A 16,031-nucleotide genomic window follows, 5' to 3' on the forward strand; every position below is an offset into this window, starting at 1 on the left:
GCAACCATTCGTCGGGGAGGACGAACCATGCTGGTGCTTCTGGGAATATTGATCGTGGTCGCGGGCTTCGTCGCCCGGATCAATCCGCTGGTGGTCATTCTGGTCGCCGCGATCGCCACCGGGGTGCTGGCGGCGGTCGGGCCGGGCGTTGACGCGCAAGGTCTGCTGACGGCCGGGATCGACACGATTTCGCGCTTCGGACAGGCCTTCAACGACAACCGCTACTTCCACATCACCTGGCTGGTCCTGCCGGTGATCGGGCTATTGGAGCGCGCAGGGCTGCAGGAGCGTGCGCGCGATCTGGTGACGCGCTTCAAGGCGGCGACCACCGGGCGGCTGATGCTGATCTATCTGCTGGTGCGTCAAGCGACTTCGGCTCTGGGCCTGACCTCGCTGGGCGGCCACCCGCAGATGGTCCGCCCGCTGATCGCGCCGATGGCCGAGGGCGCGGCCGAGACCCAGCATGGCCCCCTGACCGACAAGGCCCGCTTCCGCATTCGCGGCATGGCGGCGGGCACTGACAATGTCGGGCTGTTCTTTGGCGAGGACATCTTCATCGCCATCGGCTCCATCGTCCTGATCGTCGGCTTCCTGGAACAGGCGGGCATCCGCGTCGAAGCCCTGCACGTCTCCCTCTGGGCCATCCCCACCGCCCTCATCGCCTTCCTGGTCCATGGCGTGCGGCTGCTGATGTTCGACCGGCAGGTGAAGAAGGACATGGCCGTGCCGGATGTCGTCGAAGACGGGGAGGCTGGCCGATGATCACGCTGGAACACGCCTACATCGCCACCGGCCTGATGTTCGCGGCCTTCTCCATCCTCAGTCTGCGCGACCCGCTGAATCCGACGCGGTTCCGCAGCGCCCTGTTCTGGGGCCTGATCGCCGTCTCCCTGCTGTTCGGCTCGTGGTTGGGCGGACTGGGCAACGGGCTTCTGGTCATCGCCCTGGTCGTCATCGGCGCCTCGGGCAAGCTGGGCGTCGGCAAGCCCGCCACCACCACGTCCGAACAGCGGCATGTCAGCGCCCAACGCTGGAAGAACGCCCTGTTCGTGCCCGCCCTGATGGTGCCTCTGGTCGCGGTCGGCGGCACCCTGTTAGCCAAGCACACGCCTGCCGGGGCCTGGCTGATCTCGCCGGTGCAGACGACGCTGATCTCGCTGGGCCTGGGCTGCGTCGTCGCCCTGGTCGCGGCCATGGCCTGGTTCCGGCCGCCGGTCATGGCCCCGGTTCAGGAAGGGCGTCGCCTGATGGACTCCATCGGCTGGGCCGCCCTGTTGCCGCAAATGCTGGCCTCGCTGGGCGCGGTCTTCCTGGCCGCCGACGTAGGTCAGGTGGTGGGCGATCTGATCGCGCGGGTCATCCCCATGACCTCGGCCTTCCTGGCCGTCTTCGCCTATTGCGCGGGCATGGCCCTGTTCACCATCATCATGGGCAACGCCTTCGCCGCCTTCCCCGTCATGACCGCCGCCATCGGCCTGCCCATCGTGGTGCATCAGTTCGGCGGCGATCCGGCCATCGTCTGCGCCATCGGCATGCTGGCCGGTTTCTGCGGGACGTTGATGACGCCCATGGCCGCCAACTTCAACGTCGTGCCGGCCAACCTGCTGGAACTGCCCGACCGCAACTCGCCTTTGAACGGAGTCATCCGCGCCCAGGCGCCGACCGCCGCCGTCATGCTGATCGCCAACATGCTGCTGATGTACTTCCTCGCCTTCCGGTTCTGACATGACCCAGATCGAAACCGCCCCCAATGCTGACCTGGCCTCCCGTTTCGCCGCCACGGCGCTGGGCCATGTGACGCGGGAATATCCGAACCACATCATGCACGTGCTGACCGGGCCGCAGGACGCCCGCACCCCGCGCGACATGCACCCGATCTTCTTCGGCAGCTTCGACTGGCATTCCTGCGTCCACGGCTGGTGGACCCTGTTCACCCTCTATCGGCTGCATCCCGACATGGCCGAGGCGCCAGCCATCCGCGCCCTGGCCGACGACCTGTTCACGCCCGAGAACGTCGCGGGCGAAGCCGCCTATCTGGCCCGCCCCGAAAGCCGGGGGTTCGAGCGCCCCTACGGCTGGGCCTGGCTGCTGATGCTGGCGGCCGAGCTGGAACGCCACGACACCGACGAGGGCCGCCGCTGGGCCGAGACCCTGCGCCCGCTGGCGCTGGTCTTCGCCGACCGGTTCAAGGCCTTCCTGCCGCTGGCCGATTATCCGGTGCGGGTCGGCACCCACTACAACACCGCCTTCGCCCTGCGGCTGACGCTGGATTACGCCGAAGCCCACGACGCCGATCTGACCGCCGCCTGCCGTAGCGCCGCCCTGCGCTGGCACGCCGGGGACCGCGACTGTCAGGCCTGGGAGCCGTCGCAGGACGAGTTCCTGTCGCCGGCCCTGATGGAGGCCGTGCTGATGCGACGGGTCCTGCCCGCGACCGACTTCCAGTCCTGGTTCGATGATTTCCTGCCGCGCCTGAGCGACGGCCAGCCCGCGACCCTGCTGTCGCCCGCCCGCGTCAGCGACCGCACCGATGGCAAGATCGCCCACCTGGACGGGTTGAACCTGAGCCGAGGCTGGTGCTGGCGCGAGGTCATCGCCGGGCTGTCTGCCGACGACCCTCGCCGCCCGGTCGGCGAGCAGGCGGCGGCGGTCCACCTCGACGCCGCCCTGCCCCACGTGACCGGCGACTATATGGGCGAACACTGGCTGGCCAGCTTCGCCTTGCTGGCCCTTCTGACAGCGTCCGCCCCCGAGCGCTGACGCCGGGCGACCGCAGCCGTCGCCTTCCTTCGCCGCCACCGCCCCACTGTCCAGGCCACAACCGGACAGCGCCAGGCCTTGCCTGCGGCCGGCCCTGCGGTTGCGCCGCGAAGCTTCGTCGCATTTCCGTCGAAATGTAAACGGAACCCAAGGTCGCATCGTTTGTTAACAGGTTCTTAAGGTGCCGCTTACGCTTTTCGAAATTCGCGCACCGGATGAATGAAGTCGTCGTGGTGGACCGAACAGCCTAAAACTACATGATCACTCGGGATCGCAAGAGATGGTTGAAAATCGTCATTTCTACAATCGTCATGAAAACTATGACGAAGCATCCAATGCAACAATCATTGTTGCCGGTGGAGCAGGATTTCTTGGATCCCACCTATGCACTCGACTGATCGAAAGCGGACATTTTGTAATCTGTATCGACAACTTTCACACTGGAAGACCACAGAATGTTGCCCACCTAGAATCATCGGGGCGCTTCCTGCTCCTCAATCACGACATCAACGACGCCCTTCCGAACGACCTTCCAACCGTCGATCAAATATACAACCTCGCCTGCCCGGCATCTCCCGTCCACTATCAGTATGATCGCGTCAAAACGGCGCTGACATGCTCGCTGGGAACGCTGAATCTTCTGAACAAGGCCGCCGCCGACAGGGCGCGTTTCTTCCAGGCCTCGACGTCGGAGATCTATGGCGATCCCGAAGTTCATCCGCAGACCGAGAACTACAGAGGCAACGTCAACACGGTCGGCCCGCGCTCCTGCTATGACGAGGGCAAGCGTTTCGCCGAGACCCTGGTCACGGACTTCGGCGCCCAGCACGGCCTGACGACGCGGATCGTGCGCATCTTCAACACCTACGGCCCCCGCATGCACCCCGACGACGGGCGCGTGGTCTCGAACTTCATCGTTCAGGCCCTGCTGGGCGAGGACATCACCATCTACGGCAGCGGCGAGCAGACCCGCTCCTTCTGCTTCGTCGATGACCTGGTCGAAGGGTTCGTGCGCCTGATGAACGCGAATTCGGGCATCGACGGCCCGATCAACATCGGCAATCCGAACGAGACCACCGTCAACCAATTGGCGGAACAGATCCTGACCATGGCCGGCTCCAGCTCCAAGATCGTCTACCATCCGCTTCCGGTGGACGACCCCCAGCGGCGCAAGCCCGACATTTCACGCGCCCTGGCGCGGCTGAACTGGTCCCCGCAGGTGCCTCTGCACGACGGGTTGAGCAAAACCATCGCCTACTTCATGGACGAGATGAGAAACAGCGGCCGCAGTCCGACAAGCGCGCTCGCCTCCTGAGATCAGTACGACACAGCCCCAAAGAGACACTCTCGACACGACTGGAAAGACAGCACTCCAACACGAAAATTCTGGGCGGGCCTTTCGATGCAAATCTACGAAAACAACCTTCCGACGATTCTCATATGGCTGTTCGCCATATCCCAGCTGCTTTACCTGGGCTGCTTCCTGCTGGAGATGTATTTCCGTTCCCTGCGCGTTCAGAGCGTGGACATGGACGATCCGATGCCCGCCGACGCGGACCTCCCCTTCATCGTCCTGCTCTACCCCGTGCTCCGAGAGCTTGAGCGCACGATGGAGACGACCTTCACCTCCCTGGCCAAGCTCGACTACCCGCGCGACCGCTATCGCGTCGTGGCCATTCCCAACGCGAACGACGCTGAAACCGTCGCCAGCCTGAAACGGCTGGCCCAGGCCTATCCCTTCGTGGAGATCCTGGAGGTCCCGCCGACCAGCGACCCGCGATGGGACGTGGTCTGGAACGCCTGGGACGCCAACCCCAAGGCCTATTGGTGGCACAGGGGCAAACGCGCCGGGGTCAAGGACCTGCCGCCCAAGAAGACCCGGCAGTTGATCTACGCCCTGTATCAGGTCGCCGCGACGCACCGCGACAAGACCAATCTGACCATCGACTACATCGACGCCGACAGCTGCCCGCCGGCCGATCACTTCAAGGCCGCCGCCATCGGCCTGCAGAAGTACGACGTGCTTCAGGCCCGCAACGTCGCCGGCAACCTGAACGCCAGCCTGGCCGCCGCCTTCCACGCTTTCGACCACATGACGTGGGACGGCGCCAAGTACGGCCACCTGTCGGACCCCAAGCAACCCTTCTGGGTCCTGGGCAAGGGGCTGTTCTTCAAGGTCGAAGACCTGATCGCCCTGGGCGGCTTCCATCCCTGGATCACCATCGAGGACCCCGAGGTCGGCGAGCGGTTCTGGAAGAACGGCAAGACCCTGGGCATCATCGACAACTCGCTGATCGAAGAGGTCCCCGAAACCTTCGGCGAAGGCGTCACCCAAAGGAAGCGCTGGGTCGCCGGCTTCTTCCAGAGCCTGGGCACGCCCCTGAAGGAGATGGACTTCACCTTCGGCGAACGCGTCCGCGCCTGGACCAACTTCCTGCCCTGCATGTCTTTGTGGGTGAACACCCTGGGCATCCCCCTGGGGATCTGGGCGGCGTGGCGCTTCTTCAACGGCGACGACTTCCTGCCCCTGTGGCTGGTGATCCTGTCGATCTTCAACATCATCGCCTTCACCGTCCTGATCGTCGGCCTCTATATGCGGACCTGGACGCGCACAGGACTGGTGCTGGAGCGCACGATCGACCGCATCGGCTACATGCTGATGGTCAATCCGGTGTTCGTGATGATCTGGTGGTGCATGTGGATCATTCCGCTGACCCTGGGCTTCGTCATGTACCTGAAGGACAGCGGTCAGGTCTGGCAGCGCACCGAGAAGATCGACGCCAACAACGCGCTCGTGCGGTCCAAGCTGGACCAGTACGGCGTCCTCCCTCACCACCACTGAGCGGGCGAGGTTCATGGACAAGCATATCCTGATCACCGGCGGCGCCGGCTTCATCGGCTCGCACCTGGTCGATGTCATGCTGGCGCGGGGCTATCGCGTCAGCGTCCTCGACAGCCTGTCGCCCCAGGTGCACGCCGACGGCGAGATGGACGCCGACGGCTGGCCGACCTACCTCGATCGGCGCGCGCGTCGGATCAAGGGCGACCTGCTGGACGAGGGCGTGTTCGAGGCCGCGCTGGAGGGCGTCACCCACCTGGCGCACCTGGCGGCCTCGGTCGGCGTCGGCCAGAGCATGACCAACATCGTCGACTACACCCGCAACAACGTCATGGCCGCCGCGGTCATGCTGGAGGTGCTGTCGCAGAAGCCGCACACGGTCCAGCGCATGGCCGTGGCCTCGTCCATGTCGATCTACGGCGAGGGCGACTACATCCGCCCCTCGACCAACAGCCACATCACCGCCGACGTCCGCCCCCATGCTCAGCTTGAAGCGCGGCAGTGGGAGGTCATGGTCGACGGCGAGGAACTGGAGCCCGTCCCCACGGCGGAAGACAAGCTGCTGCAGCCAAACTCCATCTACGCCGTGAACAAGCGCGACCACGAAGAGATGTTCCTCTCGGTCGGGCGGGCGCTGCAGATCCCGACCGTCGCCCTGCGCCTGTTCAACGCCTACGGCTCGCGTCAGGCGCTGAGCAATCCCTATACCGGGGTGGCCGCCATCTTCATCTCGCGCCTGCTGAACGACCAGCCGCCCCTGGTGTTCGAGGACGGCCGCCAGATGCGCGACTTCGTTCACGTCCAGGACGTGGCGCGGGCCTTCGCCACGGTTCTGGACAGCGACCGCGAGACCTGGGACGTGTTCAACGTCGGCAGCGGCGCCGCGATCTCGGTCAACGAAATCGCGGGGGTGCTGGCCCGACTGCTGGGCAAGAACATCGCGCCCGAGGTGCTGAACAAGTATCGTGTCGGCGACATCCGGCACTGTTTCGGCGACATCTCCAAGATCGAGCGGACCTACGGCTTCAAGCCGGAACGCGACATGGAGACCGGCATGGCCGAGCTGATCGCCTGGGTGTCGCGCACCAAGGTGCCGATAGACCGCAGCGCCGAAAGCCTGGCCGAACTGACACGAGGAAAATTGGTCGTCTGAAAGTATTAACCAAAATGATCCAGCGTAGCTGAAGCGCCTTCCTCTGCGCTGCCGACAAGGCGGCGTGCTCGATACTTTCGTTAGGGAATGTTCATGACCGACCAACGCCGTCGCCTCGCATCGAAAACGTCAATCGCAGCCGCCCTGGTCGCCCTCGGCGCGGCTGGCTGGTCCGGATCCGCCGCGGCGCAAAGCGACGTGACGATTTTCGCCGGCGGCAAATTGGATGTCGCGGATTCGGCCTACGCCGGGGCCACGATCGGCTTGCCCGGCTCGGTCGACAACAAGGGCTGGGCCGTGCGCGGTGCGGTCTATACCGGCGGCTATGAATACCTGAACGGACCGACGACGATCGACGCCGACTTCACCGGCGGTCAGGCGGAGCTGATCTATCGCTTCGGCTCGGGCCCGACCTGGGGCAGCGTCGGCCTGGGCTATCGCTACGTCGACACCGACCTCAGCCCCGGCGACCCCGGCAACCGCCGCGACGGCGGCCAGGGCGAGGTGATGGTCAGCCTGGAAGGCGGCCACGTCGCCGGCCCCTGGCGGGCCGACTGGTACGGTTCCTACGGCTTCCAGCTGGACGACTACGACGCCCTGGCCAGTCTGACGCACACGGTCGGCGCCTCGGGCCGCGTGCGCGTAGGGATGGAGGTCGCCGCCGACGGGGATTCCAACTACAGCGCCTTTCACATCGGCCCGGTCGTCGGCTTCAAGATCGACGACAAGTCGGAAATCCAGCTCTCGGCCGGATACAGCGACGGGGACGACAGAGGCTCCGACGGCTATGTTCGCGTCGGATTCTATCGCGGCTTCTAAGTCTTTCCGCGAGGTCGGATCAACGAAACCATCCGACCTCGCCTCGCTCCTCCAAGCTTAGCTTTAAGGAGGCTCGACAAAAGGCGACTGCTTTTTCGCCTTAAAACCACCGCTCGGCAATCGTTAACCCGGCGTTATCCCCGGGGAGCTTAACGATCACGCTTACTCTTCTCCGCGACTTGAGAAGGCTAGGCGTAGTATGCTGACGCTTCCGTCACGACGAACCGTATTGACCGGCCTTGCGCTGGCCCCGGCGCTCGCCGTCATGCCTCACGGCGCCTGGGCCGTGCCCGAGGGAGAAGGCGCCGCCCTGCCCGCCGCATCGAATACGCCCACGTCCCTGTCCCGCGCCGCCCGCAGCGGCGGACGCTATTACGGCGCCGCAGCCCGCGCCGACCACCTGCGCGACGACAAGGCTCTACGTGCCGCCGTGCTGCGCGATTGCGAGGTGCTGACTCCCGAGATCCATCTGAAATGGAACTCGCTGGAATGGCGCAAGGACCAGTTCAACTTCGCCCCGGTCGATGACCTGCTGGCGTTCTCGGACGAAAACGGCCTGCGCGTGCGCGGCCACACCCTGCTGTGGGATCAGAGCACGCCCGACTGGGCCAAGCGCGAAATGCTGGAGCATCGCGACTGGCGGCTGATGTCCGAGCATTTCTCGCGCGTCCTGGGCCGCTATGGGTCGCGCATCGACGAGTGGGACGTCATCAACGAACCCATCGACACCGAGGCGGGCGCCCGGTCCTTGCGCCGCAACACCTTCTTCCGCGCCTTTGGCCCGACCTATATCGAGCGCGCGCTGGAAGAGGCGCGGACGCACGCGCCCCAGGCCCATCTGGTCGTCAACGACTACGGCTTTGAATACGGCAATCCGGTCGACAAGGCCCGACGCCAGGCCTTCGTCGCCCTGGCCCGGCGCCTGCGCGCAGCCAACGTCCCGCTGGACGGCGTCGGCGTTCAGGCCCACCTGGATCTGTCCAAGGGACCGATCGACACCGTCGGTCTGCAAGAGATGACCAAGGCCCTGATCGACCTAGGCCTCGACATCACCGTGACTGAACTGGACGTCAAGGAATCGGAATCCGGCGCCCCGACCGCCGCGCGCGACCAAAAGGTCGCCGACGAAACCCGGCGCTACCTCGACGTCATGCTGGCCTTCCCCGAGGTGCGCGGCGTCGTGACCTGGGGCCTGACCGACAAGTTCTCATGGCTGACCGAGCAGGTCGACGCCCGCGTTCGGGCCGCCCAAGACGTCAACCGCGGCCTGCCCTACGACGACGCCTACAGCCCCAAGCCCATGTACTGGGCCCTGGCCGACACCCTGCGCGCCAGCGCCTGAGCCGCTGCCGCTCGGCGCCCCGGGGCGCCCTCGCTGGACAAGGCTCAAGTTTTTGCTTCGAAAACACGCACCCTTTCGCTGCGCCTCGCGTTAGAGGAGCGGAACCGGGGGACAGGGTGCGAACACTCGCCAAGACAATTGATCTGGTCGCAGCGTTCGACGCCTCGCCCAATCCCTACATGCTGCTGGACGACCAGTTGCGCTATGCGGGGATGAATCAGGCCTATCTGGATGTCACCCAGAGGCGCAGAAGCGACCTGATCGGCCGCGCCGTCATGGAGATGTTCGACGCCGGACCGGGCGAGAAGGCGGCGGAAAACGCGCGCCAACTTCTGTCGTCGTTCGAGAAGGTTCTCGAAACCGGCCAAGCTGACCATCTGGCGGTCCTTCACTACGCCATCCCCATCCCCGGTCCCGACGGCGAAATCGTCTATGAGGACCGTTACTGGAGCTGCACTCACACGCCGATCATGGATGATACAGGCCGCGTCACCCACATCCTCCAGCACACGAGCGACATCACAGAACTGGAAAAACTGCGTCGGCAGGTCGCGCGGCAGCGGCCCAGCGAAACCACCTCGGCCCTGGATTCCATGATCGGCGGCGGCGTCTTCCGCCGCGCCATGACGGTTCAGGCCGACAACCGGCGGCTGGTGAACGAGCGCAAGCAACTGCTGGACATGTTCATGCAGGCGCCCGGTTTCGTCGCCGTTCTGAACGGACCGAACCATGTCTTCCAGTTGATCAACGGGGCCTACAGCCAGTTGATCGGCCACCGCGACATCGCCGGCAAGGCGATCCGCGACGCCCTGCCGGAACTGTCGGGTCAGGGGTATTACGACTTTCTCGACGAGGTCTATGCGACCGGCGAACCCTTCCATGGACGGCAAAGCCCGGTTCAACTGCAACACACGCCCAACGGGCCGCTCGAGACCCGGTATCTCGACTTCATGTACCAGCCGATCCGGGATCAGGCCGGCGAGATCGTCGGCATCTTCGTCCAGGGCCACGACGTGACCGACACCGTGGTCGCCGCCGAACGTCAGAAGCTGATGATCGACGAGCTGAACCACCGCGTGAAGAACACCCTGGCCACCGTCCAGTCGATCGCCATGCAGACCGCGCGCTCGCACGACGATCCGCGCTCCTTCGCCGAGACCTTCCAGTCGCGCATCCTATCGCTGTCCCACACCCACGACCTGCTGACCCTAAGCCACTGGGAAGGCGCGGATCTGCGGGCCGTCCTGAAGCATGAGACCGAAGCGCACGGCGCCAACCGCCTGTCTCTGAATGGACCGAACGTCGGGCTGGACCCGGCGACCGCCGTCTCGCTGGGCATGATCTTCCACGAGCTGGCGACCAACGCCGCCAAATACGGCGCCCTGTCGCCGGGCGACGGACGCGTGCTTGTGGACTGGTCGGTCGCCGACCTCCATGCGCCGCGCCTGAACATCCGGTGGCGCGAGACCGGCGGACCGGCTGTCTCCGCGCCGGATCGCCGCGGCTTCGGCAGCCGGCTTATCGAGCGCAATGTGCGGCATGATCTGGCCGGAACCGTCGAACGCCGCTACTCAAGCGATGGGTTTACAGCGGAGATCTCCATCCCGCTGACGAAGGAAGCGGAATGACGAACGCCCTGCAGGGTCGGCGCGTGCTGGTCATCGAAGACGAGTCTTTGGTGGCCATGCTGCTGGAAACCATACTGGACGACATGGGCTGCTCCGTGGTCGGTCCGGAATCCAACATCGACGACGGCCTTCGATCGGCGACCCATGAGGCTGCGCTGGACGCCGCCCTGCTGGACGTCAACGTGGCGGGGCGCGAGGTCTTTCCGGTGGCCGAGGCGCTGAAGGCGCGCGGCGTGCCCTTCGTCTTCTCCACCGGTTATGGCGAGGCGGGCCTGCCCGAACACTGGCGCGGCCATCCCACTATCCAGAAACCCTTCACCGAGGGCGCCATTCGCAACGCCCTGATGAAGGTGCTGAACATCAGCCTGGCTTGAGATCCTTCAAAATGGCGCGGGCCGCGTTGTGGCCCGGCGCGCCCGTCACCCCGCCGCCGGGGTGGGCCCCGGAACCGCACAGGTAAAGCCCTGGGACCGGCATCCGGTGATCGGCGTGGCCCAGCACAGGGCGGGCGCTGAACAGCTGATCCAACGTCAGCCGCCCGTGGAAGATGTCGCCGCCGATCAGTCCGAAGCGCCGCTCCAGATCGCGCGGGCCCAGCGCCAGCCGCCCGACCACCGAGGCCTTGAACCCCGGCGCATGGGCCTCGACCGTCTCGATCATCAGGTCGGCCACTGTGTCGCGATGCTCGTCCGCCAGATCGGGCGCGACGTGCTGACAGAACAGGCTGGCGACGTGCTGGCCGGGCGGGGCCAGACTGTCGTCCAGGGTCGAGGGGATCAGCATCTCGACGATCGGCTTTGACGACCAGCCGTTCAGCCGCGCCTCGGCATGGGCGCGGTCCATATAGGCCAGCGTCGGCGCGATGATGATGCCCGCCGTCAGGTGATCGCCCGCGCCCGGCAAGGCCGTGAACCGGGGAAGTTCAGACAGGGCCACGTTCATGCGGAAGGTGCCGGAACCCGAGGCGTAGCGGCTCATCCGCTCAGTGAAATCCGCCGGAACCACGGCCGGATCGACCAGCCGGTCGAACAGCAGGCGCGGGTGCAGGTTGGAGACGACGGCGCGGGCGCGGACTGCGTCGCCCGCCTCGGTCACGGCGCCGACCGCCCTGCCCTTTTCGGTCAGAACCTCGGCGACCGGCGCGTCCAGACGGATGTCGACGCCCTGCTCGGCGCAGGCGGCGGCCATGGCCTGGGTGATGGCCCCCATGCCGCCGATCGCGTGGCCCCAGGCGCCCTTCTTGCCGTTCACCTCGCCGAAGACGTGGTGCAGCAGGACATAGGCCGAGCCGGGCGTATAGGGGCTGGCGTAGTTGCCGACGACGCTGTCGAAGCCGAACAGGGCCTTGATCGGATCGCTCTCGAACCAGCCGTCCAGCCAGTCGCCCGCCGACTTGGCGAACAGGTCCAGCAGGTCGCGCCGCCCCGTCATGTCCAGCCCCGAGACGCGCCGCCCCAGCGACGCCGCCTTCAGCATCTCCGGCAGGGCCGCCAGCCAGCCGCCCTCGACGACGTTCGGCGGCGTGGTCAGGATCAGGTCGCGCAGGATGGCGGCGACCGTCTCCAGCCGCGCCTCATAGTCAGGCAGACGTTCGGCGTCGCGGGTCGAGAACTTGGCCACCTCGGCCTGGGTCCGCCCCTCGCCGGTCAGCAGGTAGCGCCCGTCATCGAAGGGCAGGAAGTTGGCCGCGCGCCGCTCGACCACCCGCAGCCCGTGGCGAGCCAGCTCCATATCGGCGATGACGCGCGGGTTCAGCAGGCTGACGGTGTAGCTGGCGGTCGAGTTGCGGAAGCCGGGATGGAACTCCTCCGTCACCGCCGCCCCGCCGACCACGCCGCGTCGCTCCAGCACCGTCACCTTCAGCCCGGCCCGCGCCAGATAGAAGGCGCAGACCAGCCCGTTGTGCCCGCCGCCCAGGATGACGACGTCCGTCCGTGATTGCGCCATGCCGTCCGCTTCCCCTCGACCGAGGGCGGAGGCTAGCATCAGACTCGGCGCGGGGTGAACCATCCGTCCGGGGTGCGCTGAACCGACCCGGCCACGGCCAGAACCGCCAGGGTCTGCTCGATGCGATCCTCCATCCGGCGTCCGCGACGACCGCCGAAGCGGGCGGCCAGAGCGCGCGGCCCGACCGGGACGCCTTCCTGCCTCAAGGCGTGCAGCAGGGCGGAGGCCATGGCTCCCGGCGCCTCGGGGAGATGCGGAAGCCTGTCGGCGACGTCCAGCTTCGCCTCGACCTGGACAGGACGACGGGGCGTCTTCACCCGCCCCGCCTGGAATGCAGGACGCAGGAAGCGCACCTCGCCGTGCGCCTCCTCGGCGGCGCGCGCCCGGTTCAGCGCCACCAGCCGCGCCACGGCCTCCTGCGCCGACAGATCCGCCGGCCAGCCGTAGGCGGCCATGACCGCCGCATCCAACCGCCGGTGCAGATGGTCCAGCAGGCCGATGCAGCCGGCTTCATGCAGCGCGCGCTCGGCCTCGGCCAGCACCTCATGATCCGCCAGTCTGGCCCGCGCATTATAGAGACCGGTCATGCTGAGGAAGGCGTGCCGCGTCAGAACCCGCGCCCGCAGTTCGTCGATTTCCTCGGCCAGAGCCGCGATCTCGGCCGCCGCCCTGCCGGACAGATCGGGAAAGGGAAAGGCGTCGAAGCAAGCGCCCTTCACGTAAACAGCGTCGCCGTCATACACCCCGATCCGCGCCGAGTTGGCGATGAACCACTGCTGATGCAGCCAGGACGACAGGACGCCCAGCACGACCGGATCGTCGCTGGCTATCACCACCAGCTTGTTGTCGGGCAGGATGCCCGGATCCATAAATCGGAACCAGCGATGCTTGGCGGTTTCGACCGTCGCGATATAGCGCCGCAAACCTTCCAGTGCTGGACGCAGCTCCCGGCGCGGTTCGCCGAAGATCCACCAGTTGTCACGATAGGAGGCCCGGTTGTTGCGGTCCCGCTCGGGCTTCACCGTCTCGAGAACGTGCTGAAAGATCGCCGGGTGGCGCCGCCGCACCTCGGCCTCCTCCCAGCCGAACAGGTCGATGACGTTCACCCCGCGCGGCCGATCCGCCAGATCTCGGCCATTGCGATAGGCCCGGATCGGCGAGACCGCCTCGGGCTCTGAGGCCGACAGCAGGGCCGCCGCCCGGTCCGGCGCGACGATGAAGCCCGCGCCCATCAGTTGCACTCCGCGCATGGCCAGGGCCGCATTGGCCTTCAACGGCACGGCGTCGGACACCGGGGCACTGACCGAAAGATCGGCTGAAATAGCGCCGCGCTCGACGCCGAAGACGATCTCGGGCGCGTCGGAGTGAAGACCCGCCTCCGACACGACGGTCAGCAACCGCCCCCGCCCGTCCGGCTCGCCGCGCTCGGCCACGGTCATGGCGATGCGGACGGCGGCGCGGTCCCCGCCCTTGATCCAGGGATGGTCGGGGATGGCGAAGACCAGCCGCATCGGCGGCTCGCCCTTCAGGTGATGCTCCAGCACACGACGCGAAAAGGTCTGGGTGATCGAGTTGGTGGTGATGAAACCGAAGCGGCGCAGGCTGCTCCCCTTGGCCGTCAGGATGTCCGCCGCCCGGTCCCACCAGGCCGTGACCAGGTCAGCGGACCGAAACCGCCCCTGGCGCACCTGCCACAGGGCGTCGACATAGCCGTCGCCCAGTTCGCGCCTCAGATCCTTGCCGCCGATGAAGGGCGGGTTGCCGATGATGAAGTGAACGTCCCGCCACGGCGTCGGACGCGGGTCGATCAGGCGGACCACCTCGCGTTCCTCGAGCACCGGAAACAGGTCCGGCGCGTCGCTGTCCTTGCGCCCTTGTCGAGGTCTGGGCCGCGCGCGCACGACGGGCCGCCCCGCGGCGTCGCGAACCAGTTCCTCGCGCGACCAGGACAGCAGGGCGTCGGTCTGACGGATGCGCTCGAAATTGCGCAGGATCGGCTCTGACGGCTTGGCGTCGCCATAGACGCGGAAATGCCACTGCAGATAACCGATCCACATCACCATCTCGGCGATCCAGGCGGCATAGGCGTTCTTCTCCAGCCCCCAGAACTGTTCCGGGCTGACGGTATGGCCGTCCAGCGCCAGCGAGCCTTGCGCCTCGCCCATCTCGCCCAGGACGGCCAGGACCTCGCCTTCCAGCTCCTTCATCATGCCCATGGCGACATAGAGGAAGTTGCCAGTGCCGCAGGCCGGGTCCAGCACGCGGACGTGGCACAGGTCATGATGGAACTGGCGCACCATCCGGCGCGCACCCCTGTGGTCGCCGGCCATGAACAGGCCGATGGCGCTGGCCTCGGCGGCCTCCCAGTCGGCGCGAAGCGGCTCCATGATCGTCGGCTCGACCAGACGCTCGACATAGGCGCGCGGGGTGTAGTGGGCGCCCAGTTCCGCCCGCTCGTCCGGGGCCAAAGCCTGTTCCAGCAGGGTTCCGAAGATGGCCGGTTCGACCGAGGCCCAATCCCGCTGAGCCGCCGCGATCAGAGCCTCCAGTTCGTCCTCGGTGATCGGCAGGGCGGCGGCGTGGCGGAACAGGCCGCCGTTGAAACGGCGCAAGGTCTGGCGAATGGCCGAGCAGTGCCCGCCCTCATCCATGCGGCGGAAAAAGTCGCCCGCGCCCAGATGAAACTGGTCGGCGTGGCCGCGATAGCTTTCCAGAAAGCGCCGGAAGCCCTTGTCCTCGATCAGGCCGACGCTGTCGGCGAACATGGCGAAGATGCACTGCATGACGAACAGGGCCGTCTGATTGGCCCGCGCCGCCTTGGCCACCGGATCGGGCCGTCCATCCACGCCAACCGGAACCCGTCCGCCGATGGAGCGCACCAGCCAGGCCAGCCGCCCGGCGATGTCCGTCGTCACCTCGGCCACGCGCGCGGCGGGGTCCAGACTCATCGGATCGGACCAGACGCGCCTCAGCCGGTCCCGCACCGCCTCGTCGCGCAGATGCGCCATCTCGATCCGATAGCGGGCGCGGTCGGGAAACGGGACATAGGCCTTGCCCTGTCGGCCGAAGTCGGACCACAGCTCGATGGCCCGTCCCACATCGACCACGACGATGAAGGGCGGCCATTCGTCCAGGGCCTTGGCGTAGTTCTCGGCCTGACGCTTGGCGTTGCGCATCAGGGCTTCCAGCCCGCCCGTCACGCCCGCGGACGCCTTGCGCCCGCGCCCGCCGAACAGAGCCAGTTGCGGCTGCGGGTCCAGCGCCCCGCCCGCCCCGCGCTTGCCCGACTGCTTGGCCTCCAGCACGAAGGCCCCGCGTCGGTAGCAGTCGATATAGCCGGGGTGGCTGCCGCCGTCCTCGTGGTGGAACTTCACCGGGCGCTCGAAGCAGTAGTCGAGATCGCCCGTCCGCTCGTCATCCGGAGCCGAGACGCCGATCAGGCGGCACAGTTGAGCGATGAAGGTCTGATAGTGGGCGCGCTCGCTGATCGGCGCCTCGGACCAGCGGCGAATGAAGTCGTCTGCATCCATGGATTGTCGGCCT

The 16,031-nt window shown here is 66.6% G+C and carries 12 protein-coding genes; 10 read left to right on the top strand and 2 right to left on the bottom strand.

Annotated elements, in window-relative coordinates:
• Nucleotides 1-27: 27 nt before the first annotated feature.
• From AC3IS2_RS08560 to AC3IS2_RS08605, 10 genes are all read left to right on the top strand, one after another.
• Nucleotides 28-762: a DUF969 domain-containing protein gene (locus AC3IS2_RS08560; RefSeq protein ID WP_489197203.1), complete on the top strand. Its 735-nt coding sequence runs from the start codon at nt 28-30 to the stop codon at nt 760-762.
• Nucleotides 759-1,724, top strand: coding sequence for a DUF979 domain-containing protein (locus tag AC3IS2_RS08565; protein ID WP_489197205.1), 966 nt, complete (start codon nt 759-761; stop codon nt 1,722-1,724). The genes AC3IS2_RS08560 and AC3IS2_RS08565 overlap by 4 nt, the downstream gene beginning before the upstream one ends.
• Before the next feature lies 1 nt (nt 1,725).
• The gene (locus tag AC3IS2_RS08570; RefSeq protein WP_489197206.1) at nt 1,726-2,760 is read left to right on the top strand and encodes a DUF2891 domain-containing protein; all 1,035 of its coding nucleotides are present in this window, start codon (nt 1,726-1,728) and stop codon (nt 2,758-2,760) included.
• 280 nt (nt 2,761-3,040) lie between these two features.
• Nucleotides 3,041-4,075 (top strand): UDP-glucuronic acid decarboxylase family protein, encoded by a 1,035-nt coding sequence (locus AC3IS2_RS08575; protein WP_489197207.1) that lies wholly within the window; start codon nt 3,041-3,043, stop codon nt 4,073-4,075.
• 87 nt (nt 4,076-4,162) lie between these two features.
• Complete coding sequence (locus tag AC3IS2_RS08580) at nt 4,163-5,602, top strand: glycosyltransferase family 2 protein (protein WP_489197209.1); 1,440 nt, start codon at nt 4,163-4,165, stop codon at nt 5,600-5,602.
• A gap of 13 nt (nt 5,603-5,615) precedes the next feature.
• Nucleotides 5,616-6,752, top strand: coding sequence for an NAD-dependent epimerase/dehydratase family protein (locus AC3IS2_RS08585; RefSeq protein ID WP_489197211.1), 1,137 nt, complete (start codon nt 5,616-5,618; stop codon nt 6,750-6,752).
• Between the two features lie 93 nt (nt 6,753-6,845).
• Nucleotides 6,846-7,571, top strand: coding sequence for a cellulose biosynthesis protein BcsS (bcsS, locus tag AC3IS2_RS08590; protein ID WP_489197212.1), 726 nt, complete (start codon nt 6,846-6,848; stop codon nt 7,569-7,571).
• A 229-nt stretch (nt 7,572-7,800) separates the two neighbouring features.
• Nucleotides 7,801-8,913, top strand: coding sequence for an endo-1,4-beta-xylanase (locus tag AC3IS2_RS08595; protein ID WP_489197214.1), 1,113 nt, complete (start codon nt 7,801-7,803; stop codon nt 8,911-8,913).
• Between the two features lie 116 nt (nt 8,914-9,029).
• Nucleotides 9,030-10,541 (top strand): HWE histidine kinase domain-containing protein, encoded by a 1,512-nt coding sequence (locus AC3IS2_RS08600; protein WP_489197215.1) that lies wholly within the window; start codon nt 9,030-9,032, stop codon nt 10,539-10,541.
• The gene (locus AC3IS2_RS08605) at nt 10,538-10,915 is read left to right on the top strand and encodes a response regulator (protein ID WP_489197217.1); all 378 of its coding nucleotides are present in this window, start codon (nt 10,538-10,540) and stop codon (nt 10,913-10,915) included. Before AC3IS2_RS08600 ends, AC3IS2_RS08605 begins: the two co-directional genes overlap by 4 nt.
• Here the strand turns inward: AC3IS2_RS08605 and AC3IS2_RS08610 are convergent.
• Nucleotides 10,902-12,488, bottom strand: coding sequence for a phytoene desaturase family protein (locus AC3IS2_RS08610; protein ID WP_489197218.1), 1,587 nt, complete (start codon nt 12,486-12,488; stop codon nt 10,902-10,904). The two genes, AC3IS2_RS08605 and AC3IS2_RS08610, sit on opposite strands and share 14 nt — an antisense overlap.
• 38 nt (nt 12,489-12,526) lie before the next feature.
• Nucleotides 12,527-16,018: a class I SAM-dependent DNA methyltransferase gene (locus tag AC3IS2_RS08615; protein ID WP_489197220.1), complete on the bottom strand. Its 3,492-nt coding sequence runs from the start codon at nt 16,016-16,018 to the stop codon at nt 12,527-12,529.
• Nucleotides 16,019-16,031: the final 13 nt, after the last annotated feature.

The organism is Brevundimonas sp. KH_025 (genome assembly GCF_057839885.1).

What these genes read in the sequence shown, in the direction of transcription:
- AC3IS2_RS08610 (WP_489197218.1), bottom strand. Translation starts at nt 12,488, where the DNA reads ATGGCGCAATCACGGACGGACGTCGTCATCCTGGGCGGCGGGCACAAC.
- bcsS (WP_489197212.1), top strand. Translation starts at nt 6,846, where the DNA reads ATGACCGACCAACGCCGTCGCCTCGCATCGAAAACGTCAATCGCAGCC.
- AC3IS2_RS08605 (WP_489197217.1), top strand. Translation starts at nt 10,538, where the DNA reads ATGACGAACGCCCTGCAGGGTCGGCGCGTGCTGGTCATCGAAGACGAG.
- AC3IS2_RS08560 (WP_489197203.1), top strand. Translation starts at nt 28, where the DNA reads ATGCTGGTGCTTCTGGGAATATTGATCGTGGTCGCGGGCTTCGTCGCC.
- AC3IS2_RS08570 (WP_489197206.1), top strand. Translation starts at nt 1,726, where the DNA reads ATGACCCAGATCGAAACCGCCCCCAATGCTGACCTGGCCTCCCGTTTC.
- AC3IS2_RS08615 (WP_489197220.1), bottom strand. Translation starts at nt 16,018, where the DNA reads ATGGATGCAGACGACTTCATTCGCCGCTGGTCCGAGGCGCCGATCAGC.
- AC3IS2_RS08565 (WP_489197205.1), top strand. Translation starts at nt 759, where the DNA reads ATGATCACGCTGGAACACGCCTACATCGCCACCGGCCTGATGTTCGCG.
- AC3IS2_RS08580 (WP_489197209.1), top strand. Translation starts at nt 4,163, where the DNA reads ATGCAAATCTACGAAAACAACCTTCCGACGATTCTCATATGGCTGTTC.
- AC3IS2_RS08575 (WP_489197207.1), top strand. Translation starts at nt 3,041, where the DNA reads ATGGTTGAAAATCGTCATTTCTACAATCGTCATGAAAACTATGACGAA.
- AC3IS2_RS08585 (WP_489197211.1), top strand. Translation starts at nt 5,616, where the DNA reads ATGGACAAGCATATCCTGATCACCGGCGGCGCCGGCTTCATCGGCTCG.